Source organism: Pseudomonas sp. K8, from assembly GCF_014889455.1.
GTDB lineage: Bacteria > Pseudomonadota > Gammaproteobacteria > Pseudomonadales > Pseudomonadaceae > Aquipseudomonas > Aquipseudomonas veronii.
Genome location: NZ_VJWO01000004.1, coordinates 15444 through 35234, shown reverse-complemented (window position 1 = coordinate 35234; position 19791 = coordinate 15444). Strand labels below are relative to the sequence as shown.

18 protein-coding genes are annotated in these 19791 nt (G+C 60.3%); 6 read left to right on the top strand and 12 right to left on the bottom strand.

Annotated features, from left to right (window positions below):
- From livG to INT12_RS04260, 4 genes are all read right to left on the bottom strand, one after another.
- Window positions 1–768 (bottom strand): high-affinity branched-chain amino acid ABC transporter ATP-binding protein LivG, encoded by a 768-nt coding sequence (livG, locus tag INT12_RS04275; protein ID WP_017844799.1) that lies wholly within the window; start codon window positions 766–768, stop codon window positions 1–3.
- Complete coding sequence (locus tag INT12_RS04270; protein ID WP_017844800.1) at window positions 765–2018, bottom strand: high-affinity branched-chain amino acid ABC transporter permease LivM; 1254 nt, start codon at window positions 2016–2018, stop codon at window positions 765–767. Before INT12_RS04270 ends, livG begins: the two co-directional genes overlap by 4 nt.
- A complete protein-coding gene (livH, locus tag INT12_RS04265; protein WP_003231100.1) occupies window positions 2015–2938 on the bottom strand; it encodes a high-affinity branched-chain amino acid ABC transporter permease LivH in 924 nt (307 codons plus the stop codon). Before livH ends, INT12_RS04270 begins: the two co-directional genes overlap by 4 nt.
- 228 nt (window positions 2939–3166) lie before the next feature.
- The gene (locus INT12_RS04260; RefSeq protein ID WP_017844801.1) at window positions 3167–4294 is read right to left on the bottom strand and encodes a branched-chain amino acid ABC transporter substrate-binding protein; all 1128 of its coding nucleotides are present in this window, start codon (window positions 4292–4294) and stop codon (window positions 3167–3169) included.
- Between the two features lie 341 nt (window positions 4295–4635).
- Between INT12_RS04260 and INT12_RS04255 the strand changes: the two genes are divergently transcribed.
- Window positions 4636–4938, top strand: a complete 303-nt coding sequence (locus INT12_RS04255) for a DUF2288 domain-containing protein (protein WP_017844802.1) — start codon at window positions 4636–4638, stop codon at window positions 4936–4938.
- Window positions 4939–5159: 221 nt separating this feature from the next.
- Here INT12_RS04255 and INT12_RS04250 read toward each other — a convergent pair whose 3' ends face one another.
- Window positions 5160–7337, bottom strand: a complete 2178-nt coding sequence (locus INT12_RS04250) for a hypothetical protein (RefSeq protein WP_193039417.1) — start codon at window positions 7335–7337, stop codon at window positions 5160–5162.
- A 313-nt stretch (window positions 7338–7650) separates the two neighbouring features.
- Window positions 7651–8019 (bottom strand): YkgJ family cysteine cluster protein, encoded by a 369-nt coding sequence (locus INT12_RS04245; protein ID WP_046490246.1) that lies wholly within the window; start codon window positions 8017–8019, stop codon window positions 7651–7653.
- Window positions 8020–8272: 253 nt separating this feature from the next.
- Here INT12_RS04245 and INT12_RS04240 point away from each other — a divergent pair, with 253 nt between their 5' ends.
- Window positions 8273–9625, top strand: coding sequence for a spinster family MFS transporter (locus INT12_RS04240; RefSeq protein ID WP_193039418.1), 1353 nt, complete (start codon window positions 8273–8275; stop codon window positions 9623–9625).
- A 167-nt stretch (window positions 9626–9792) separates the two neighbouring features.
- Here the strand turns inward: INT12_RS04240 and rapA are convergent, their stop codons facing one another.
- Window positions 9793–12639: an RNA polymerase-associated protein RapA gene (gene rapA / locus INT12_RS04235; protein WP_193058770.1), complete on the bottom strand. Its 2847-nt coding sequence runs from the start codon at window positions 12637–12639 to the stop codon at window positions 9793–9795.
- Window positions 12640–12857: 218 nt separating this feature from the next.
- Here rapA and INT12_RS04230 point away from each other — a divergent pair, with 218 nt between their 5' ends.
- Entirely contained in the window at window positions 12858–13199 is a 342-nt protein-coding gene (locus tag INT12_RS04230) for a hypothetical protein (RefSeq protein ID WP_017844807.1), read from the top strand.
- Here INT12_RS04230 and INT12_RS04225 read toward each other — a convergent pair.
- The 3 genes from INT12_RS04225 to INT12_RS04215 all read right to left on the bottom strand — a co-directional run bounded on the left by INT12_RS04225 (window position 13196) and on the right by INT12_RS04215 (window position 15611).
- Complete coding sequence (locus INT12_RS04225) at window positions 13196–14377, bottom strand: aminotransferase class V-fold PLP-dependent enzyme (RefSeq protein ID WP_193058769.1); 1182 nt, start codon at window positions 14375–14377, stop codon at window positions 13196–13198. The two genes, INT12_RS04230 and INT12_RS04225, sit on opposite strands and share 4 nt — an antisense overlap.
- Entirely contained in the window at window positions 14374–14649 is a 276-nt protein-coding gene (locus INT12_RS04220; protein ID WP_017844809.1) for a RidA family protein, read from the bottom strand. Before INT12_RS04220 ends, INT12_RS04225 begins: the two co-directional genes overlap by 4 nt.
- Window positions 14650–14738: 89 nt before the next feature.
- Window positions 14739–15611: a LysR substrate-binding domain-containing protein gene (locus tag INT12_RS04215; RefSeq protein ID WP_126585681.1), complete on the bottom strand. Its 873-nt coding sequence runs from the start codon at window positions 15609–15611 to the stop codon at window positions 14739–14741.
- Window positions 15612–15743: 132 nt separating this feature from the next.
- Here INT12_RS04215 and INT12_RS04210 point away from each other — a divergent pair, with 132 nt between their 5' ends.
- Together INT12_RS04210 and ccoM are read left to right on the top strand one after the other, a co-directional pair.
- Window positions 15744–15905 (top strand): hypothetical protein, encoded by a 162-nt coding sequence (locus INT12_RS04210; RefSeq protein WP_017844811.1) that lies wholly within the window; start codon window positions 15744–15746, stop codon window positions 15903–15905.
- A gap of 143 nt (window positions 15906–16048) precedes the next feature.
- Complete coding sequence (ccoM, locus tag INT12_RS31755) at window positions 16049–16165, top strand: cytochrome c oxidase subunit CcoM (protein WP_017844812.1); 117 nt, start codon at window positions 16049–16051, stop codon at window positions 16163–16165.
- 176 nt (window positions 16166–16341) lie between these two features.
- On the opposite strand, the gene INT12_RS04200 is transcribed toward ccoM, so the two are convergent.
- Window positions 16342–17817 (bottom strand): inorganic phosphate transporter, encoded by a 1476-nt coding sequence (locus tag INT12_RS04200; RefSeq protein ID WP_017844813.1) that lies wholly within the window; start codon window positions 17815–17817, stop codon window positions 16342–16344.
- Between the two features lie 333 nt (window positions 17818–18150).
- Window positions 18151–18351, bottom strand: a complete 201-nt coding sequence (locus tag INT12_RS04195; protein WP_003189295.1) for a hypothetical protein — start codon at window positions 18349–18351, stop codon at window positions 18151–18153.
- 541 nt (window positions 18352–18892) lie between these two features.
- Between INT12_RS04195 and pcaR the strand changes: the two genes are divergently transcribed.
- Window positions 18893–19735, top strand: a complete 843-nt coding sequence (gene pcaR / locus INT12_RS04190; RefSeq protein ID WP_193040800.1) for a pca regulon transcriptional regulator PcaR — start codon at window positions 18893–18895, stop codon at window positions 19733–19735.
- Window positions 19736–19791 lie beyond the last annotated feature (56 nt).

Here is a 19791-nt window from a genome sequence, read left to right as displayed (position 1 = left end):
TTACGCTTCCCCCAGATAGGCTTTGATCACTTCAGGATTGTCGCGGATCTGCTCCGGCGTACCGTCGGCCAGGGGCGTGCCCTGGTTGATCACCACGATGTGGTCGGAAATGCTCATGACCAGTTTCATGTCGTGTTCGATCAACAGCACGGTGGCGTTGTTTTCCTCACGCAACACGCCGATCAGCGCCTTGAGGTCTTCGGTTTCCTTGGGGTTCAAACCGGCGGCCGGTTCGTCGAGCATCAGGATCCGCGGGCGGGTCATCATGCAGCGGGCGATTTCCAGGCGACGTTGCTGCCCATAGGCCAGGGTGCCGGCGGGGCGGTTGGCGAACTCGGTGAGGTTGACCTTGTCCAGCCAATACTCCGCGTATTCCATGGCCTCGCTCTCGCTCTTGCGGAACGCCGGGGTCTTGAACAAACCAGCGAAGAAGTTGGTGTTCAAGTGACGGTGCTGAGCGATCAGCAGGTTCTCGACCGCCGTCATGTCCTTGAACAACCGCACGTTCTGGAAGGTCCGCACCACGCCCTTGCGGGCGATCTCGTGACCGGCCAGGCCCTGGATCGGCTGGCCGTCGAGCAGGATGCTGCCACCGCTGGGCTTGTAGAAACCGGTGAGGCAGTTGAACACCGTGGTCTTGCCGGCGCCGTTGGGGCCGATCAGCGCAACCACTTGTTTTTCCTTCACGGTCAGGGCCACGCCATTGACCGCCAGCAAGCCGCCGAAGCGCATGCTCAAGTTTTCGACTTTCAGGATCTCGCGGCTCATTTGCGCAGCTCCATGTGTGGACGTTGCATGGGCAGCAGGCCTTGAGGACGCCAGATCATCATCAGCACCATCATGGCGCCGAACATCAACATGCGGTATTCGCTGAACTCACGCATCATTTCCGGCAGCAGGATCATCACGATCGCCGCGAGAATCACGCCCAACTGCGAGCCCATGCCACCCAGTACCACGATGGCGAGGATGATCGCCGACTCGATAAAGGTGAACGACTCCGGCGTCACCAGGCCTTGGCGAGCGGCGAAGAAGCTGCCGGCAAAACCGGCGAACGCGGCGCCCAGGGTGAACGCAGACAGCTTGATGATGGTCGGGTTCAGGCCCAGGGCCCGGCAGGCGATTTCATCTTCGCGCAGCGCTTCCCACGCACGGCCGATCGGCATGCGCAGCAGGCGGTTGATCACGAACAGTGCGGCCAGGGCCAGCAACAGCGCCACCAGGTACAGGAACACCACTTTGCTCACCGGGTTGTAGGCAATCCCGAAGTACTCGTGGAAGGTCTGCATGCCTTCGGCCGCGGAGCGCTCGAACGACAGCCCGAAGAACGTCGGCTTGGGAATGCTGCTGATGCCGTTGGGGCCACCGGTGATGTCGGTCAGGTTACGCAGGAACAGTCGGATGATTTCCCCGAAGCCCAGGGTCACGATGGCCAGGTAGTCACCGCGCAGACGCAGCACCGGGAAGCCCAGCAGGAAGCCGAACGTCGCCGCCGCCATGCCGGCCAGGGGCAGGCAGATCCAGAAGCTCCAGCCCAGGTAGTGCGAGAGCAGCGCATAGGTGTAGGCGCCCACGGCGTAGAAACCCACATAACCCAGGTCGAGCAGGCCGGCCAGACCGACCACGATGTTCAGGCCCAGGCCCAGCAACACGTAGATCAGGATCAGGGTGGCGATGTCGACCGCACCGCGCGAACCGAAGAACGGCCAGATCAGCGCGGCCACGATCAGGCCGATGATGATGTAGCGCTGGGTGCGCGGCAGGGTCAGGAATTGGCTGACCTTGGGCGATACCAGCGGGCCACGGTTGCCCTTGAACAACGCGCCGACCTGCCGGGTGAACAGCACGCGCAGGAACATCAGCACCGAACACAGGGCGATGATGGTCAGGGTCACGGGACCGGTGCCATGCACTTCCAGGTTGATGCCGACAATGCTCAGCTTGAGGCCGAGTACCGGGAACGCCACGGCCCAAACCAACAGGGCGCTGAAAAACGCCGATTTAAGATATCTGCTCATACTTTCTCAACCTCCGGACGGCCCAGGATGCCGGTCGGACGGAACAACAGCACCAGAACCAAAAGGCCGAACGCCACGACGTCCTTGTACTGGTCGCCGAAGATATCGGCGCCAAACGCTTCGGCCACACCCAGCACCAGCCCGCCGAGCATCGCGCCCGGAATGCTGCCGATGCCGCCCAATACCGCTGCGGTAAAGGCCTTGAGGCCGACCAGGAAACCGGCGTTGGGGTTGATCACGCCGTACTGCATGCTCAGCAACACGGCGGCGACGGCCGCCAGTGCGGCACCGATGACGAAGGTCAGGGCGATGATGTTGTTGGTGTTGATGCCCAGCAGGTTGGCCATCTTGATGTCTTCGGCGCAGGCCCGGCAGGCGCGCCCCAGACGGGAGCGGGAAATGAACAGGGTCAGGCCCAGCATGGCCACCAGGGTGACGACGAAGACCAGGATCTGCATGTACGAAATCAGCACTTCTTGTGCGCCGCCCGGGCCGAAGGAGAAGCTCCCCGGGATCAGGTTGGGAATGGACTTGTCCTTGGAGTCCTGGGACAGCAATACGGTGTTCTGCAGGAAAATCGACATGCCGATGGCGGAAATCAGCGGGATCAAACGGTTGCTGCCACGCAAGGGACGATAGGCAACCCGTTCGATACTGTAGCCATAGGCACTGGTTACGACGATCGACGCCAGGAACGCGGCGGTCATCAACAACGGCAGGGAGTGGATCCCCATCATGGCCAGCCCGGCAAGGGCAATGAAGGCCACGTAGGAACCAATCATGTAGACCTCGCCATGGGCGAAGTTGATCATTCCAATGATGCCGTAAACCATTGTGTAGCCAATGGCTATCAAGGCATAGGTGCTGCCAATGGTCAGGCCATTAACCAGCTGTTGGAAAAAATGATAGATCTCAGGCATTACAACGCTCCTAAAAACCCGATACGCATTTCACTGGTGGAGTCATGTTCCGGCCCTGCGCTGTGTTCTGTGAGCACATTTGCGCAAAGCGTTTGCCAGCGAACCGCTGGTGACGGTTTTAAGATTTTCAGGTGAGCCAGCGCCCGGATCGCGGGTGACAGGCCCATAAACCTCGTAAAACAAAGCCCACTGCTCTCACAGTGGGCTTGTTGACCAGTAACGCCTGGCTTACTGAGGGGAAACTTCGGTTTTCGGTTTGCCGAAGTGCCACTCGTAGACCACGAACTTGAAGTCCTTCAGGTCGCCCTTGGCGTCGAAGCTCAGATCGCCGGTAGGGGTCTTGAAGGTGCCCGCGTGGATAGCTTCGGCCACTTTGGCGGTGTCTTCGCTTTTCGCGGCTTTGATACCACCGGCGATGACTTCAATGGCCGAGTAGGCCGGGAACACGAACGGACCGGTTGGGTCCTGCTTGTTCTTGGCGAACTCTTCAACGATGGCTTTGTTGGCCGGGTCGGTGTCGAAGGATTTCGGCAGGGTCACCAGCAGGCCTTCGGAAGCGCCCTGAGCGATTTGCGAGATGGAGTCGTTGCCGACGCCTTCTGGGCCCATGAACTTGGCGTTCAGGCCTTTTTCCTTGGCTTGGCGCAGGATCAGGCCCAGCTCAGGGTGGTAGCCGCCGTAGTAGACGAAGTCGACGTTGGCTTGCTTGAGTTTCTGGATGATCGAGGAGAAGTCCTTGTCACCGGCGTTCAGGCCTTCGAAAACGGCAACCTTGGTGCCTTTCTTCTCGAGGGTCTGTTTAACGGCAGTGGCGATGCCTTCACCGTATTGCTGCTTGTCGTGCAGCACGGCAACGATCTTCGGTTTCACGTGGTCGGCGATGTAGTTGCCGGCCGCTGGGCCCTGGGCGCTGTCCAGGCCGATGGTGCGGAAGATCAGCTTGTAGCCACGGGCGGTGATTTCCGGGCTGGTGGCTGCCGGGGTAATCATGATCACGCCTTCGTCTTCATAAATGTCGGACGCGGGCTGAGTGGAGCTGGAGCAGAGGTGACCGACCACGAACTTGACGCCGTCGTTGACCACTTTGTTGGCGACGGCCACGGCTTGCTTGGGATCGCAGGCGTCGTCGTATTCCTTGGCTTCGAGCATTTTGCCATCGACGCCGCCTTTGGCGTTGATGTCGGCGATCGCTTGCTTGGCACCCATGAACTGCATGTCGCCATATTGTGTGACAGGGCCGGTTTTAGGCCCGGCGATGCCGATCTTGATGGTATCGGCTGCGAACGAATGGCTGGCAACCCCGGCCAGGACCATAGCGGCAAACAGTTTGGAAATCTGCTTAGTAGCCTTATTCATAGTGCTCCACTCTTACTGTTGTCTTTTTTATAGTTCTAGCGGCCTTGTGAGCTGCAGAACCGGATCAGATATCTTGAATATCCCCCCGGCAGTGCCCTGGCAACTGTACCGGTACAGTGTAGAGCGCCGGTTGATCGCTTGAAAAGCTGGCTGCTGGGGGCAATACCCGGGCGTGTCGCTTAAATGAAAGAAAAAGACAGAATTGCGCCGGGACGCTGCCGCAGTGGCGGACAATCCGTGGCTTTCCTGACGCTTTCAATCGCTCACTCATTTGCAACTGGGTTTTTCTACGAGAGACACGACGTTATGATTGCGCCGATTTTTTCCCAAGGTGAATCCCCATGACGCAAGAACCTAGCACCCTCTATGCCAAGCTGCTCGGTGAAACCGCCGAAATCTCCTGGAAGGAGCTCGAACCGTTCTTTGCCAAGGGTGCCCTATTGTGGGTCGACGCCGGCCTGGATTTGATCGAGGCGGCCGAAGGCATGGCCGAGGATCAGCGCGATAAAGTCGCTGCCTGGCTGGCCTCGGGGAGCCTGGGCGAAGTGTCTGCGACGCGGGCATTGGACCTGCTGGAGCGTGATCCGAGCCTGTGGGCGGTGGTGGTTTCGCCGTGGATTCTGATCCAGGAAAGGGCAGCGTAAGAAAAGCCTGCACGAAAATGGTGCGCAGTTTGCGCCGCTGCAAGTGTGTAGCGGAGTAACCGCTGATGCGGTGATGGCATCTTGCCGTGGAGAAAGGTCACAGCTGAGGGTGACGTGCGCGTCACGGGAACAGTTTTGCCGACGGCGAAATGCCCGGGGAATTGTTTCTTGGTGTTAGCAGATCGCTGTGGCGAGGGAGCGTGCTCCCTCGCCACAGACAACTAGGCGGTTTTGCCGGTATGGTTGTTCAACGAAATAATCTTCGTCTTGCCGATCCGATGACGGTAAATCTCACGCAAGTACTTGATCGCCTTCTTCACGCAATCCCGTGACAGGCGAATGTCATTGATCGAGACAAACTTATCTTTGTCATTGATCAACTCACGGTACTTCTTCTCATACATCGGCTTGATCGCGTACCAGTTGGTGTCGAGGATCTTCGCTGGGTTTTCAAACTCATTGAGCAGTTCGTCGATACGCTCTTCGTCGAAATCCTCGTGGATGATGAAGTCCAGGATCGAGTTGTCCAGCGTGTCGTCGAAACGGTACGGGTTGCGCGCAAAGCAGCGTTTGATGAACGCCACGATCAGCGTCAGGAAATCATCCGACAGGCACGGGCTCTTGGCGATCAGGGTGGTCAGCGACAGGTTGGCCGACGCGCCGATCACCAGGGCGTAGCGCTTGAGCGTGGTGTTGGGGAACAGGCTGTTGAGGTGGGTCTTGAGGCGGTTCAGGTCCATGTAGGACAGTTTGTAGTCCTTGGGCAGCGACACGATCGACACCACCGACGAGCAGTTCTTGAAGAAGTGCAGGTCGTGCAGCGCCGCCGCGTCATAGCCGGAGTTCTTGTACTGCTCCAGGGAAGCCTTGTAGCGCTTGGACTCGATCGGCAGCAGGCTGATGCCTTCGATGGCCTGGGTGACTTTGTTGAAGTGCGGCAGGTCGATGGAGCGGAAGAACAGGTCGTCGATGTTCAGGCGCTGCGGCTCTTTGTCGAACACCTTGAACTTGTCACCCGACGGCGCCGGGGTTTCCGGGACCACCGATTCGGCGTAGGCAATCGCCACCGGGCCGGCCAGGCTCATGAACAGGTCGTTGGCATCCAGGCGGATGGTTTCGCCGATGTCGATACCGGCGCGACGGAAGTAGTTTTGGTCGTAGTCGGTGGTGACCGCCTGGGCGGTAAGAATGTTGAAGATTTGCTGCGAAATATACTGGTTGGCGTGCTTTTCCATGGCATTGACATCAATGTTCTGGATATTGCCGTCATCGCTCTCTTCGGCGTAACGCATGATGTCGTTGGAGATCAGCATCATCGCGTTCCACGGGCGGATACGGCCCTTGACGCTGGCTTCGCTGCTGTCTTCATTGGCGAAGTTGTACGAGAAATCCCATTCTTCCGACAGATACTTGCAGAGCAGCCGCCCGGCGTTGATGTGCAGCGCCTCGGACATTTCGCTGCGGTGGTCGGAGATGTTCGGCAGCACGCAGATGCCGCTGGTGAAGATCGGTTCGAAGACGAAGGCATGGCCGCTTTTGCTGTCGTGCTCGTCGGCCGGCTTGGTGTCGAACGTCTTGTTCATGTATGAATGCTGCTGGGCCAGGCCGAATTCCGACGCCATGCCCGAGCCGGTGCCGCCGCCGGCGCTGAAGATCGAGAAATACAGGCGCGACTGGTTGGCCTTGATGCCGCAGGAGTCGATCAGGTACGAATGGATCATCTTCCAGTCGGGGCTGGAAAAACGCTGGGTGTCTTTATTGAGGATGATCTTGGCCAGGTACTGGCCGAGGATCGGCGCGTTACCGGCGCCACCGGCATGGACTTCCGAGAGGTCCATGATTTTCATCTTGCTGTAATCGCGCAGGAAGCCGCTTTTTTCGCCCTTGCGCGAGAATCGGATGCGCCCGGCGATGTCTTTGTCCAAGTCGCCCAGCATCACCAGCGGCTCCACCAGGAACACCGGTTTGCTGGCCTTGCCGACGCCCAGGCGCAGGTTGTTGCGAATCCATTGGGCGGGGCTGTAGCCCTTGTCTGTCGACTTGTCTTCGGTACTGAATTCGTTCAGGTAGAACTTGCGTGCGTTATAGACCAGCTCGGCCACGTCCAGCGCAATGTTCGAACCGCAGCGGCCCAGGCCGATCAGGCACACCGAGGGGAATTCCTGTTCGCTGTGCGGCTCGCCATCGACTTCCTGATGGGGCAGGCGCGGGAACACCATGTCGCGCAGGCCGTCGAGGTTGTCGAGGATGCGGTCGGTATTGGTCTCGGTGAAGTACAGGTATTGCTGGGTCGCCAGTGGACGGGGGCTGCTCAATGACTTCGAACCTGAAGGTTTTTCCGCAGGAGCTGTCGGCAACACATCGGAGACCACGGTGGCAGAGTTATTTTTAGAAGTCATTGTGCGCCATGTACCTGGGCGGATGGCTGTGAAATGTTAAAAAGCCATCACTGAGTGGGAGTTCGCGACTTTACAGTGCGTTCGGGTCCGGGGCGATAGGTTTAACCCTAGCGTTTCAAGGGGAAATCCCGGCCCGACTCTGATGAATCGGCCGTTTACCGGCATTCTTTAGATAAATGATGGCGAAATGCCAAAGATTCGGCGTCAGCGAATTGCTCTGGCAGGCAAGTGGGCGCCGCTACGGGCAGCGGAAATGTTCATGATCGCGCTGGCGGGCAGCTCACCCGGACCGACATCACGGCCCTGTTGGCGGCTAAGCGCTGATGGGCAGGTCCAGCTCGAAAGGCGGTGGCTCCAGCGGCGCCAGACCAAATGCTGCGCGCGCGGCATCGCAATCGGTGTTTTGCACACCTTGGCTCCAGGAGGAGTCGAACTCGCGGCACACGCTGGAGCGTTGCTCATAGATCGTGCAATGAGTGCCTTTGCCCACTTCGCCCTCAAGGCTGCAGCAGCGCGCGGGTTTCTGGTCGGTCCCGATCATCGCCACGCGTGTGGGGTTGATCTGCACCACCAGGTCATCGGGCACCGTGCCCCCCGACGAGGCGCACTCACCCCAGAAGAAAGACACACGGAAGTGTGAACAGCAGGCACCGCAATTCAGACACGGACTGGCTTCGGACATGGGCGTCTTCGATAAGGAAAGTAAGAAGGGTTGCGACAGGAAGGCTCGCCATTCTAATCGCGCCATGGCCGTTGGGAAGAGCAGGGCACACTTATATTTTTCGTAGGGAAAGTCCCGTAGTTTCGGGTGAAATCATGCCCTATCAGCGTTACGAATCATTACAGACAAGCGTCGCCGGCCTGACTATGTTGCAGATACCTGAGCAGGATGCATCGGGCATCGCAGCTCTCATAACAATAAAAGAGACGGACCCATGCAGAACTCGACCCAAGCGGCGAATGCCTGGCGCATTCTGTTCCTGCTGTTCCTCGCCAACCTGTTCAACTTTTTCGACCGCACCATTCCGGCGATCATCATCGAGCCGATCCGCATGGAATGGCACCTGAGCGACTTTCAGCTGGGCATCATCGGCACCGCCTTCACCATCGTCTACGCCATTGCCGGCCTGCCGCTCGGGCGCCTGGCCGATACCGGTTCGCGCAGCAAACTCATGGGGTGGGGCCTGTTCGCGTGGAGCGGGTTGACGGCGATCAACGGCATGGTCGGCAGTTTCTGGACGTTCCTGTTGGTGCGTATGGGCATCGGCATCGGCGAAGCCAGCTACGCGCCGGCGGCCAACTCGCTGATTGGCGACCTGTTCCCGGCCCACCGCCGTGCGCGGGCCATGGGCATTTTCATGCTGGGTCTGCCGTTGGGCCTGTTGCTGGCGTTCTTTACCATTGGCGCGATGGTCAAAGCGTTCGACAGCTGGCGCGCGCCGTTCTTTATCGCGGCCGTGCCGGGGCTGATCCTCGCGGTCTTCATGTTCTTTATCAAAGAACCCAAGCGCGGCGCGGCAGAAACCGTGCAAGTCTCCCAGGAACGCGTCGACCGCCCGATCCGCCGCGTGCTGGCGGTGCCGACCTTTCTCTGGTTGGTGCTGGCCGGGCTGTGCTTCAACTTCGCGACTTATGCGTGTAACTCGTTCCTGGTGCCGATGCTGCAGCGCTATTTCCTGATGCCGTTGCAGGACGCGGCGGTTGCCACCGGGGTGATCGTCGGGTTGACCGGGCTGGTCGGCCTGACGTTGGGCGGCTGGGTTGCCGACAAGATCCATCAACGGGTTGCCAATGGCCGCCTGTTGTTTGCCGCGTTCAGCCTGATCATTTCCACCGTCACCACCGCCTGGGCCTTGCACGCCGGGCGTATCGAGATCGGTGTGTTTGTCGCGCTGTTCAGTGTGGGTTGGTTGTTTGCCTACAACTTCTACACCTGTGTGTACACGGCGATCCAGGACGTGGTCGAGCCGCGCCTGCGGGCCACGGCGATGGCGCTGTTCTTTGCCGGCCTGTACTTGCTGGGCGGCGGCATGGGGCCAGTGGTGGTGGGGGGCTTGTCCGATCACTTTGCCCATTCGGCGATGTATGCCGCCGGGGCGGAGCAGATGACCGAGGCCTATAAAGCGGTGGGGTTGCATGACGCCATGTACCTGATTCCGGTGGCGCTGTTCTTGACCATGCTGTTTCTGTTTCAGGCGTCGCGCAGTTTTGTGCGGGATGCCAATCGGATGAAAGACGGGCTGGTGGCGGTGGAGGTGGCGGTGCCGGCTGCTGCTGCGACGGCTTGAGATCGTGTTGACGCCATCGGGAGCAAGCTCCCTCCCACACTGGAACTGCATTCCAAGTGTGGGAGGGAGCTTGCTCCCGATGAGGCCATGACTGGCGAAGACCTTCTTCAGTGAATAAAAAAGGCCCGCATTGCGCGGGCCTTCTTTTTAGCTGAGCAACGCAGCAATCAACCCGCCACCAACACCCGGATCGCTTCCAGGCGCAGGGCGGCTTTGTCGAGCATGGCCAGGCCTTGCTCGCGCTGTTGGCGCAGGGCAACCAGTTCGCTGTCGCGCACGGTCGGGTTGACCGCTTGCAACGCGGTCAGGCGCGCCAGTTCTTCGTCGGTGTCGGCTGCCAGGCGACGCTTGGCCTCGGCCACGCGCTCGGCATGGCGCGGGGTGATCTTCTCTTCGCCGGCGTTGATGCGTGGCGTCAGCTGGTCGCGCTGGGCCTGGACGAACTTGTTGGCGCTGGCCCGTGGCACGCTTTCCAGCTGGTCGTTCAAGGTTTCGAACGACACGCGGCCGGACAGGTCGTTGCCGTTGGCGTCCAGCAGGCAGCGCAGGGCGGCCGGCGGCAGGTAGCGGCCCAGTTGCAGCGAACGCGGGGCAACCACTTCGCTGACGTAGAGCAGCTCCAGCAACACGGTGCCGGGCTTGAGCGCCTTGTTCTTGATCAGCGCGACGGCGGTGTTGCCCATGGAACCGGACAGCACCAGGTCCATGCCGCCCTGCACCATCGGGTGTTCCCAGGTGATGAACTGCATGTCTTCACGCGACAGCGCCTGGTTACGGTCGTAGGTGATGGTCACCCCTTCGTCGTCGCCCAGGGGGAAGCTGGCGTCGAGCATTTTTTCGCTGGGCTTGAGGATCAGCGCGTTTTCCGAATGGTCTTCGCTGTCGATACCAAACGCATCGAACAGGGTTTCCATATAGATCGGCAGGGCGAACTGGTCGTCTTGCTCGAGGATGTCTTCCACCAGCGCATCGCCTTCACCCGCGCCGCCGGAGTTGAGCTCCAGCAGACGGTCGCGGCCGGTGTGCAGTTCCTGTTCCAGGCGCTCGCGCTCGGCACGGGCTTCGTCGATCAGGGCTTGCCACTCGCCGTCGTCGGCGTTTTCCAGCAGCGGCAGCAGGCGTGGGCCGAACTGATGCTGCAAGGCGTTGCCGGTCGGGCAGGTGTTGAGGAACGCATTCAGCGCTTCGTGGTACCACTGGAACAGGCGCTCTTGCGGGCTGGTTTCCAGGTACGGCACGTGCAGTTCGATCACATGTTTCTGGCCGATCCGGTCCAGACGGCCGATCCGCTGTTCCAGCAGGTCGGGGTGGGACGGCAGATCGAACAGCACCAGGTGGTGGGAAAACTGGAAGTTGCGGCCTTCGCTGCCGATTTCCGAACAGATCAGCACCTGGGCGCCGAATTCTTCATCGGCGAAGTAGGCGGCGGCGCGGTCACGTTCGAGGATGTTCATGCCTTCATGGAACACCGTGGCCGGGATGCCGGAGCGCACGCGCAGGGCGTCTTCCAGGTCCATCGCGGTTTCGGCGTGGGCGCAGATCACCAGGACCTTGGTGCGCTTGAGCATTTTCAGCTGGTCGATCAGCCATTCAACCCGTGGGTCGAAGCGCCACCAGCGATTGTCTTCCTCGATATCCGGCTGCGACTGGAAGCTGACTTCCGGGTACAGCTCGGCATGTTCGCCCAGCGGCAATTCGAGGTATTCGTCCGGGTTCGGCAGCGGGTAGGCGTGCAGCTTGCGCTCCGGGAAGCCCTGCACCGCGGCGCGGGTGTTGCGGAACAGTACGCGGCCGGTGCCGTGGCGGTCGAGCAGCTCGCGCACCAGGCGCGCGCTGGCTTCGGTGTCGCCATCGTTGACGGCGGTGAGCAGCGCTTCACCTTCGTTGCCGAGGAAACCCTGGATGGTGGTGTGCGCGGCCGGGGAGAGACGGCCCTTGTCCAGCAGTTCCTGCACCGCTTCGGCCACCGGGCGATAGTTCTCGCTTTCGGCGCGGAACGCTGGCAGGTCGTGGAAACGGTTCGGGTCCAGCAGGCGCAGGCGCGCGAAGTGGCTGTCCTGGCCCAGTTGTTCCGGGGTGGCGGTGAGCAGCAGCACGCCCGGGATGACCTCGGCCAGCTGTTCGACCAGCGAGTACTCGGCGCTGGCGTTGTCTTCATGCCAGACAAGGTGGTGGGCTTCGTCGACCACCATCAGGTCCCAGCCGGCGGCGAACAGTGCGTCCTGGGCCTTCTCGTCGTCCACCAGCCACTCCAGGGCCACCAGGGCCAGCTGGGTGTCTTCGAACGGGTTGGCGGCATCGCTTTCGATGAAGCGTTCTTCGTCGAACAGCGCCACTTGCAGGTTGAAGCGCCGGCGCATTTCCACCAGCCATTGGTGCTGCAGGTTTTCCGGAACCAGGATCAGCACGCGGTTGGCGCGCCCGGACAGCAACTGGCGATGGATCACCAGGCCGGCTTCGATGGTCTTGCCCAGGCCCACTTCGTCGGCCAGCAATACCCGTGGCGCGATACGGTCGGCGACTTCACGGGCGATGTGCAACTGGTGGGCAATCGGTTGCGCACGCACGCCGCCCAGGCCCCACAGCGAAGATTGCAACTGGCGGCTGGTGTGTTCCAGGGTGTGATAGCGCAGCGAGAACCAGGCCAGCGGGTCGATCTGCCCGGCGAACAGACGGTCGCTGGCCAGGCGGAACTGGATGAAGTTCGACAGTTGGGTTTCCGGCAGGGTGACCTGCTCGTTCTGCCCATTGAGGCCGTGGTAGACCAGCAGGCCGTCGATGTCGTCGACTTCTTGCACGGTCATTTTCCAGCCTTCGAAATGGGTGATGCTGTCGCCCGGCGAGAACCTCACGCGGGTGAGGGGCGCATTCCGTAGCGCATACTGGCGCGTGTCGCCAGTGGCCGGATAGAGCACGGTCAGCAAGCGGCCGTCCTGTGCCAGAACGGTGCCTAAACCCAGCTCTGCTTCGCTGTCACTAATCCAGCGTTGCCCCGGTTGATACTGCTGCGCCATGCTGCCTGACTCCCGCCGTGAAAAAGCCGACTATCTTAACGGAACAAGGCCCTCATCCAAAGGACTCTGACAAAAACTACGCGGTTTGCGCCGTGCATCGAATGTTGAGTCGACAGATGGCGGGCACTTGTGAGTGTCGACTGGGTCACAGGTTGGCAAGCCTGCGCTCAAGTCCGCCCGCCGCCCGCCGACAGCCTGCTGACAGGAGAACAACTATTATGCTGCCACCTATGCTGCCCGTCAGCGTTGTGCCGGTCACGTCGCAACTCGACCCGGTGCGTCAAAAACCCGATATTCCGCCCGTGGTGCCCGTACAAGCGAGTTCCAACGAGAGCACGATCGACCTGAAAAAAGGCGATGCCGAGCAGTCGACGTTTTTGCTGCGCGAGGAGCAACGTCGCCAGCAGGAGCAGCAGAAACGCCGGCGTGAAGCCGATGACGACCCGGAGGCGCACTTGGCGATCCCGGGCGACGAGCTCAACGCCGATAACACCGTGCCCGTGGCGCCGTTGATCGAAGACGCGCCGCGCCAGGGGTTGTGGGTGGACGTCGAGGTTTAATCGCGCAGTTCGCGCAAGGCCGCCATCAGCCGTTCAATGTCCTGATCGGTGTTGAGCGGGCTGACGGAGATTCGCGCAATGCTGGCCAGGCCTCGTGCCTGCATATCCAGTGGGGTATACGCCACATCGTTGGCGCCGATATTGATGCGCTTGAGCTCCAGGCGACGTTTGAGCTCGAAGGCGTCCCAGCCGGTGAGGTTGAAGGCGATCAAGCCTGAGTGGCTGGTGCCCAAGTCATGCAGGGAGATTCCCGGAGTCTGACGCAACGTTTCGCGGATTCGCTCGCTGGTCTGCCGGACCCGGTCCCACACCCGCTCAATCCCCAGTTGATTGAGTTCCTGCAACGCATTGCCCAAACCTGCGAATAAGGCGTAGGACGTTTCGCTGGTTTCAAAGCGTCGGGCATCGTTGCGCAGGCCGAACCCCTGGGCGCTCCACGGCGCTGAAAACACATCGCGCTGCGCAGGGTTCAACCGCGCCAGAAAGTCCGGCCGCACGTACAGCAGCGCCGTGCCCCGCGGCCCGCGCAGGTGCTTGCGGCCCGCCGACTTGAGCACGTCGCAGTGCAGCGCCTGCACATTCACCGGCACCTGGCCGACCGCCTGGCCGGCATCGATGAAGTAGGGGATGCCATGCCGCCTGGCCACTTCACCAATCGCCTGGGCGGGGTTGATCAGGCCGCCATTGGCGGGGAGCCAGGTCAGGTCGATCAGTTTCACGCTTGCGTCGATCATCGCTTCCAGGGCTACCGGGCAGACTGCACCGGTTTCATCGCAGGGGATCACCTCGATTCGCGCACCGGCCTGCACCGCCAGTTCCATGCTCGCCAGGTTGCCGCCCCATTCGTGGCGCCCCACCAGAATCCTGTCGCCCGGCTGCCACCGGCCCAGCGCCTGGAACGCCAGGCTCCAGGCGGTCGAGCCGCTGCTGGCAAAGGCAATCGACGCGGTGGGTGCATTGAGCAACTGGCCGGCGGCGCGGCGGGCTTTTTCCACCAGGATGGTGCCATGCTCACTGGCCTCCATCGGGCCGTCGCACGCTTCGCGTTGCAGTTGCTCGATGATGGTGTCGAGGGTCGCCTGGCTCGGCAATGCAGCACCGGCCGTGTTGAAGTGTACGAGCCCGGACCGACAACCCGGCGTGGCCTCGCGCAGGCGCTGGACGTCGAGCGGGCTCATGGCTGCAGCTCGAACACGGCGTCGACTTCCACCGCCACGCCCCCCGGCAGGCTGGACACACCGACAGCCGTGCGTACATGCCGGCCTTTGTCACCGAGGGATTCGCCCAGGCGGCCGACATAGGCCGGTTTGCCGCCCAGCAACGGGATTTGCCCGGAGATAAACAACGGATTTCGGCTGATCACATGGTTGATGTAATTGGCAATCGGCTGGCTGGGCGTCGGCAGCGTGAGGCCGAGGGCCTGCACGCGTTGGCGGATGGAATCACGCATGTTGAATCCTCTGGGTTGAGAGGTTTCAGCATGTTGATCAAGGTGATGGACGACAAACGCATAGATATCATCCGACGTATCTAAATAACTCACGCGTCGGCGCAGGCAGCCTTCAACCACGCGCTGAAACATTCGGCCGCCGCGCTGGCGGGGCCTTGGGGCGCGATCAGCCAGTAGCCGATTTCGCTGCGATACGGCGGCCAGTCGAAGGCTTCTACCAGGCTGCCGTCCTGGAGCCGGCGCTCGATCAAGCGGTGACGGCCCATGGCGATACCTTGGCCGGCCACGGCGGCTTCGACCACGATGTTGTAGTCATGCAGCACCACGCGCGGATGCGGGCTGAGGTCGACTTGATAATGGCCGGACCAATCCGTCCATTCGAACGGGCGGTGCGAGGTGGCCATCAGCAGAGCGCCGTTGTGCTGCCGGCTGGCCTTGAACGCCGGGCTGCACATGGGGGAGAGCACTTCCGGCATCAGCCGCGTGGCTTGCACGTCGGGCCAGTCGCCCTTGCCATAGCGGATGGCCAGGTCGACCTCGGCCGCCGCGACGTTCGCCAGTTGAATCGCTGGCACCAGCTCCACCTGGATCTGCGGGTAGCGTTGCAGAAAACCGGCCAGGCGCGGCGCCAGCCATAAGGTGGCAAAGGACGCGAGCAAGCCGATGCGCAACACCGTGACGCTGGACGCCACCCGTTGGCTGCGGGTGGCGGCGGCGATCAGGTCGAGGGCAGGGCGGATTTGCTCGTAGTAGTGTTGGCCGTCTGCGGTCAGATCAATCGCGCGGGTGCGTCGGACAAATAGTGGTTTGCCCAGGTACTGTTCGAGCTTGTGTACCTGGTGGCTGAGCGCGCTCTGGGTCACTGACAACTCATGGGCCGCCTTGATAAAGCTCAAGTGCCGCGCCACGGCCTCGAAGGCGCGCAGGGCCAGCAACGGCGGAAGGTCCTTGTGCAGTGCCACCTGTGTGCGCCTCTTGGGTAAGGGGGAAGTGTCGATTTTGGGCGATGACCTGCATTTTGTCGCCCGCTGATTTGCTGTCGGGCAAGTGAGGCCGCATTATTAAGCGATCCCCGCCACGACGTAAGCCAAGCCATGAGTGATGACGACAAACTGATCGACCTGAACGCCGAACGCGCTAAACGGGTGCATGACCTCAACGACAAACGTCTGAATGAGGTTCGCCAGGCGTTTGAACAGGCGATGCCGCTCGGAAAAGTTAAGAAAAAACCGAAAAACAAACCGAAAAAGCGTTGAAACAGCCTGCATCTATTGATGCAGGTCAGTTATTTCCCTTCTTTACGCCCCGTCGTGGGCGACATTGATCCTCGTCAATTTCCCAACCCGCCTTCTCCTTTAACTTAGCCCTATCGCAACAAGGCAACAGCAGGAGGCCAGTCATGTTTTTCGATAATGTGGTGTTTGCCGGAGTGCTGACAGTTGGCCTCATGGTGCTGTTCTTCGTAGGGTTTGGATTTTTTATCTGGAGAGACGCGAACAAGCGTAAAAAACCATAGGTTTTTCCAGGTTACATGAGCACGCAAGGCATTTTGGGCGACTTCGGTCGCCCTTTTTTTTGCCCGCGATTTAATCAACACCGCTCTCACTTCTGAACGGCGTTCGGCTTGAGATCGACCGCATAAAAAAAGGTGCGACCCTCGCGGATCGCACCTTTGTCATGGCCAGCGGGCTATCAGCTGCCCAGCGCCTTGGACGCCATCCAGAACAACCCGGCCGACAGGCCTACGGTCGCCGGCAGGGTCAATACCCAGGCCATCAGGATGGTCTTCACCGTGCCGCCTTGCAGGCCGCTCTTGTTGGCAACCATGGTGCCGGCAACACCGGACGACAACACGTGGGTGGTCGATACCGGCAGGCTGAAGATGTTGGCCAGAGCGATCATGCTGGCGGTGGTGATTTGCGCTGACATGCCTTGGGCATAGGTCATGCCCTGCTTGCCGATCTTCTCGCCGATGGTCAGTACCACGCGCTTCCAGCCGACCATGGTGCCCAGGCCCAGGGCGAGTGCGACCGCGATAATCACCCAGAACGGTGCGTATTCGGTGGTGGCGGTCAGGTCTTTGCGCAGCTTGTCGAGGTCGGATTTCTCACGGGCGTCCAGGCCTGGCAGCTTGCCGACTTTCTTCGCGGTGTCGTCCAGGCACAGCAGGTAGCGGCGTACCTCGATGCGCTGGTCGGACGTCAACGAATGGTAGTCGGAAACACCTTTCAAGGTGTCGAGCAGCGCGTTGATGGTCGGTTCAGTCTGCTGTGGGTTGCAGCGGAACTTGCCCGGCAGGTCGTCCTTCACGCTTTTGCCCAGAGCCAGGAATTCGCCCAGGGTTACTTGATTGCGCTGGTAGAACTGGTTCAGGTGCAGGGTGGCGTCGCGGGTACGCTCGATCTGGTAAGTGGTGCTGCCCAGGTCGAGAACGAACTGCGCCGGCACGATACCGATCAGCACCAGCATGATCAGGCCGATACCTTTTTGCCCATCGTTGGAGCCGTGGACGAAACTCACGGCCATGGCGGAAATCACCAGAACCAAGCGGTTCCAGAACGGCGGGCGCTTCTTCTCGTCGACCTTGCGGCGCTCGTCCGGAGTTTTATGCATCTTGGACAGCGGACGCCACCACTTCAGGCTGATCAGCAACAGGGCTGCGACCAGAAAGCCGGCCATGGGCGAGAACACCAGGGACGCACCGATATCGATAGCCTTCTGCCAGTTCACCCCGTCAGCCAGGGGAATGTCGTTGATCAGCGCATTCGCGAGGCCGACACCCAGGATCGAGCCGATCAGGGTGTGAGAGCTGGAGGCGGGAATACCGAAGTACCAGGTGCCCAGGTTCCAGGTGATCGCCGCGGCCAATAATGAGAAGACCATCGCCAGACCATGGCCGGTGTTCACATTGATCAGCAATTCCACCGGCAGCAAATGCACGATGGCGTAGGCGACACCGACACCGCCGAGCAATACGCCGAGGAAGTTGAACAACCCGGAGAAGAACACGGCCAGATGCGGCGGCATGGCTTTGGTATAGATGACTGTGGCCACCGCGTTAGCGGTGTCATGAAAGCCATTGATGAACTCGAAGGCGAGGACAAAGGCCAGGGCGAGCAGCAGGCTCACGAGAACCCAAGCATCCAGTCCGCTGAATAAATCGATCATGAAGGTTTTCTGACCCGGTCGTAAGGGGGCGCGATTATGCCAGAAAACCTCGGTAATCGATGCACTAGCTGCTCATCGGTAACAATCTTCATTGAAAAAAAGCCGGGCAGCAGCGCGCATCCCAGGGTTTTCGGGGGCTCGGCAAGTCTTTGATTTACAAAGCGCGGCGTCGTAGAGGTGGGTTTTTGTCACCTAAACGTCATCTCTGAAACATTTGTACGAAATTTCGTTGGTCGCAGCAGGACGCTGAATAATTGACCCACGAGCGAGGTGCCCTCCGCCGGCGGTGAGCCGGCGGAGACAGCAGAACCCGTTGGACTCAAACCTTGATGCTTATGGCTCTTCGGTTTTGAGTTCCTGTTCAATCTTTTGGATCTCCTGGGCAAAGGCCTGATCGAGCAGACTCGCTCGTTTGCGCCATGGCTTGCGCTCTGGTTCAGGCTGAGCGGCGTAGGTGGTGACTTCCCCGCCGTATACGTCCTTGTAACGTTGCTCCTGGCGCTCAAGTTCCGCGCGCAGTTCATCTTTCGTCACAGTGTTACCTAATTTGAGTTGAGTTTAATTAACGTGCAGTGCTACACCCGAACATTGCCCTCGGCATGTTTTAAGTTGAGCAGGTGAACCCTTCAACTTTAGACGAATTGCCAGCGGTGACTTCCTTGAACCGGTATTTATAAACGGCAGCATAATCAACATACGATGCCGGGCGAGCTCCCATCCCGATATGGATATCGGGCTGACCTCTGCACAGGTTGCATTATAGCGACGCATTTTAATAACACTATCATCATAAAGTTAAAAAGCGTCAACGTTGTGTGAGGCTTTTGTTACATGCACGCGTCAGTCCTGGTTGGGAAGTGGCCGGCATAAATGCCGGCGTAAGCCCAATGCTGTCATGCAATCCGGTTTTTATGATCGCGCCGGCAAAATTGCGATAATCGCATGATCGTCCGATAATCGCCCAACGTTGCTGGCTCAACCTTGTGTCTCCCGGTCGGGGCGGCTTTCAATAGGGAGCAACCTTTGCGGTTGCCGATAAGCGCCAGCGGTTGAAAATAATAAAGAGGACCTTGAAATGAACGATCAATTGCGCAACTCCTTTGTGTCAGCGGCGCCGCCGATCGTGGCTTCACCGGCCAAACGCATCCAGGCATTCACCGGTGATCCGGACTTCATGACCTCCCTGGCCCGTGGCCTGGCCGTGGTGCAGGCGTTCCAGGAACGCAAGCGTCACTTGACCATCGCCCAAATCAGCCACCGTACCGAAATCCCCCGCGCCGCCGTGCGCCGTTGCCTGCACACCTTGATCAAGCTCGGCTACGCCACCACTGACGGGCGCACCTATTCGCTGTTGCCCAAGGTGCTGACCCTCGGGCATGCCTATCTGTCCTCGACGCCGTTGGCGGTCTCCGCTCAACCGTACCTGGACCGTATGAGCGAGCAGCTTCACGAAGCCTGCAACATGGCCACCCTGGAAGGCGACGACATCCTCTATATCGCCCGGTCGGCCACCACACAGCGCCTGATTTCCGTGGACCTCTCGGTAGGCGGGCGCTTGCCGGCGTACTGCACTTCCATGGGCCGCATCCTGCTGGCGGCGCTGGACGATGCGTCGCTGCAGGACTACCTCGACCACGCCGACCTGCAAACCAAGACCAGCCGCACCCTTACCACGCCCGAAGCCTTGTTCGAGTGTCTGCAACACGTGCGCCAGCAGGGCTGGTGCATCGTCGATCAGGAGTTGGAACAAGGCCTGCGTTCCATTGCGGTGCCGGTGTATGACGCGTCCGGCCAGGTGCTGGCGGCGCTCAACGTGAGTACCCATGCCGGTCGTGTCAGCCGTAGCGAACTGGAGCAGCGCTTCCTGCCGAGCATGCTCAGCGCCAGCCGTGAGTTGAGTGCGCAACTGTTTGCCTAAGCTGTTCGGTGACCGCACAGATCCCGGTTCGATCAATTGACGTTGTTTCCCCTGGG

What these genes read in the sequence shown, in the direction of transcription:
- livG (WP_017844799.1), bottom strand. Translation starts at nt 768, where the DNA reads ATGAGCCGCGAGATCCTGAAAGTCGAAAACTTGAGCATGCGCTTCGGC.
- INT12_RS04270 (WP_017844800.1), bottom strand. Translation starts at nt 2,018, where the DNA reads ATGAGCAGATATCTTAAATCGGCGTTTTTCAGCGCCCTGTTGGTTTGG.
- livH (WP_003231100.1), bottom strand. Translation starts at nt 2,938, where the DNA reads ATGCCTGAGATCTATCATTTTTTCCAACAGCTGGTTAATGGCCTGACC.
- INT12_RS04260 (WP_017844801.1), bottom strand. Translation starts at nt 4,294, where the DNA reads ATGAATAAGGCTACTAAGCAGATTTCCAAACTGTTTGCCGCTATGGTC.
- INT12_RS04255 (WP_017844802.1), top strand. Translation starts at nt 4,636, where the DNA reads ATGACGCAAGAACCTAGCACCCTCTATGCCAAGCTGCTCGGTGAAACC.
- INT12_RS04250 (WP_193039417.1), bottom strand. Translation starts at nt 7,337, where the DNA reads ATGACTTCTAAAAATAACTCTGCCACCGTGGTCTCCGATGTGTTGCCG.
- INT12_RS04245 (WP_046490246.1), bottom strand. Translation starts at nt 8,019, where the DNA reads ATGTCCGAAGCCAGTCCGTGTCTGAATTGCGGTGCCTGCTGTTCACAC.
- INT12_RS04240 (WP_193039418.1), top strand. Translation starts at nt 8,273, where the DNA reads ATGCAGAACTCGACCCAAGCGGCGAATGCCTGGCGCATTCTGTTCCTG.
- rapA (WP_193058770.1), bottom strand. Translation starts at nt 12,639, where the DNA reads ATGGCGCAGCAGTATCAACCGGGGCAACGCTGGATTAGTGACAGCGAA.
- INT12_RS04230 (WP_017844807.1), top strand. Translation starts at nt 12,858, where the DNA reads ATGCTGCCACCTATGCTGCCCGTCAGCGTTGTGCCGGTCACGTCGCAA.
- INT12_RS04225 (WP_193058769.1), bottom strand. Translation starts at nt 14,377, where the DNA reads ATGAGCCCGCTCGACGTCCAGCGCCTGCGCGAGGCCACGCCGGGTTGT.
- INT12_RS04220 (WP_017844809.1), bottom strand. Translation starts at nt 14,649, where the DNA reads ATGCGTGATTCCATCCGCCAACGCGTGCAGGCCCTCGGCCTCACGCTG.
- INT12_RS04210 (WP_017844811.1), top strand. Translation starts at nt 15,744, where the DNA reads ATGAGTGATGACGACAAACTGATCGACCTGAACGCCGAACGCGCTAAA.
- ccoM (WP_017844812.1), top strand. Translation starts at nt 16,049, where the DNA reads ATGTTTTTCGATAATGTGGTGTTTGCCGGAGTGCTGACAGTTGGCCTC.
- INT12_RS04200 (WP_017844813.1), bottom strand. Translation starts at nt 17,817, where the DNA reads ATGATCGATTTATTCAGCGGACTGGATGCTTGGGTTCTCGTGAGCCTG.
- pcaR (WP_193040800.1), top strand. Translation starts at nt 18,893, where the DNA reads ATGAACGATCAATTGCGCAACTCCTTTGTGTCAGCGGCGCCGCCGATC.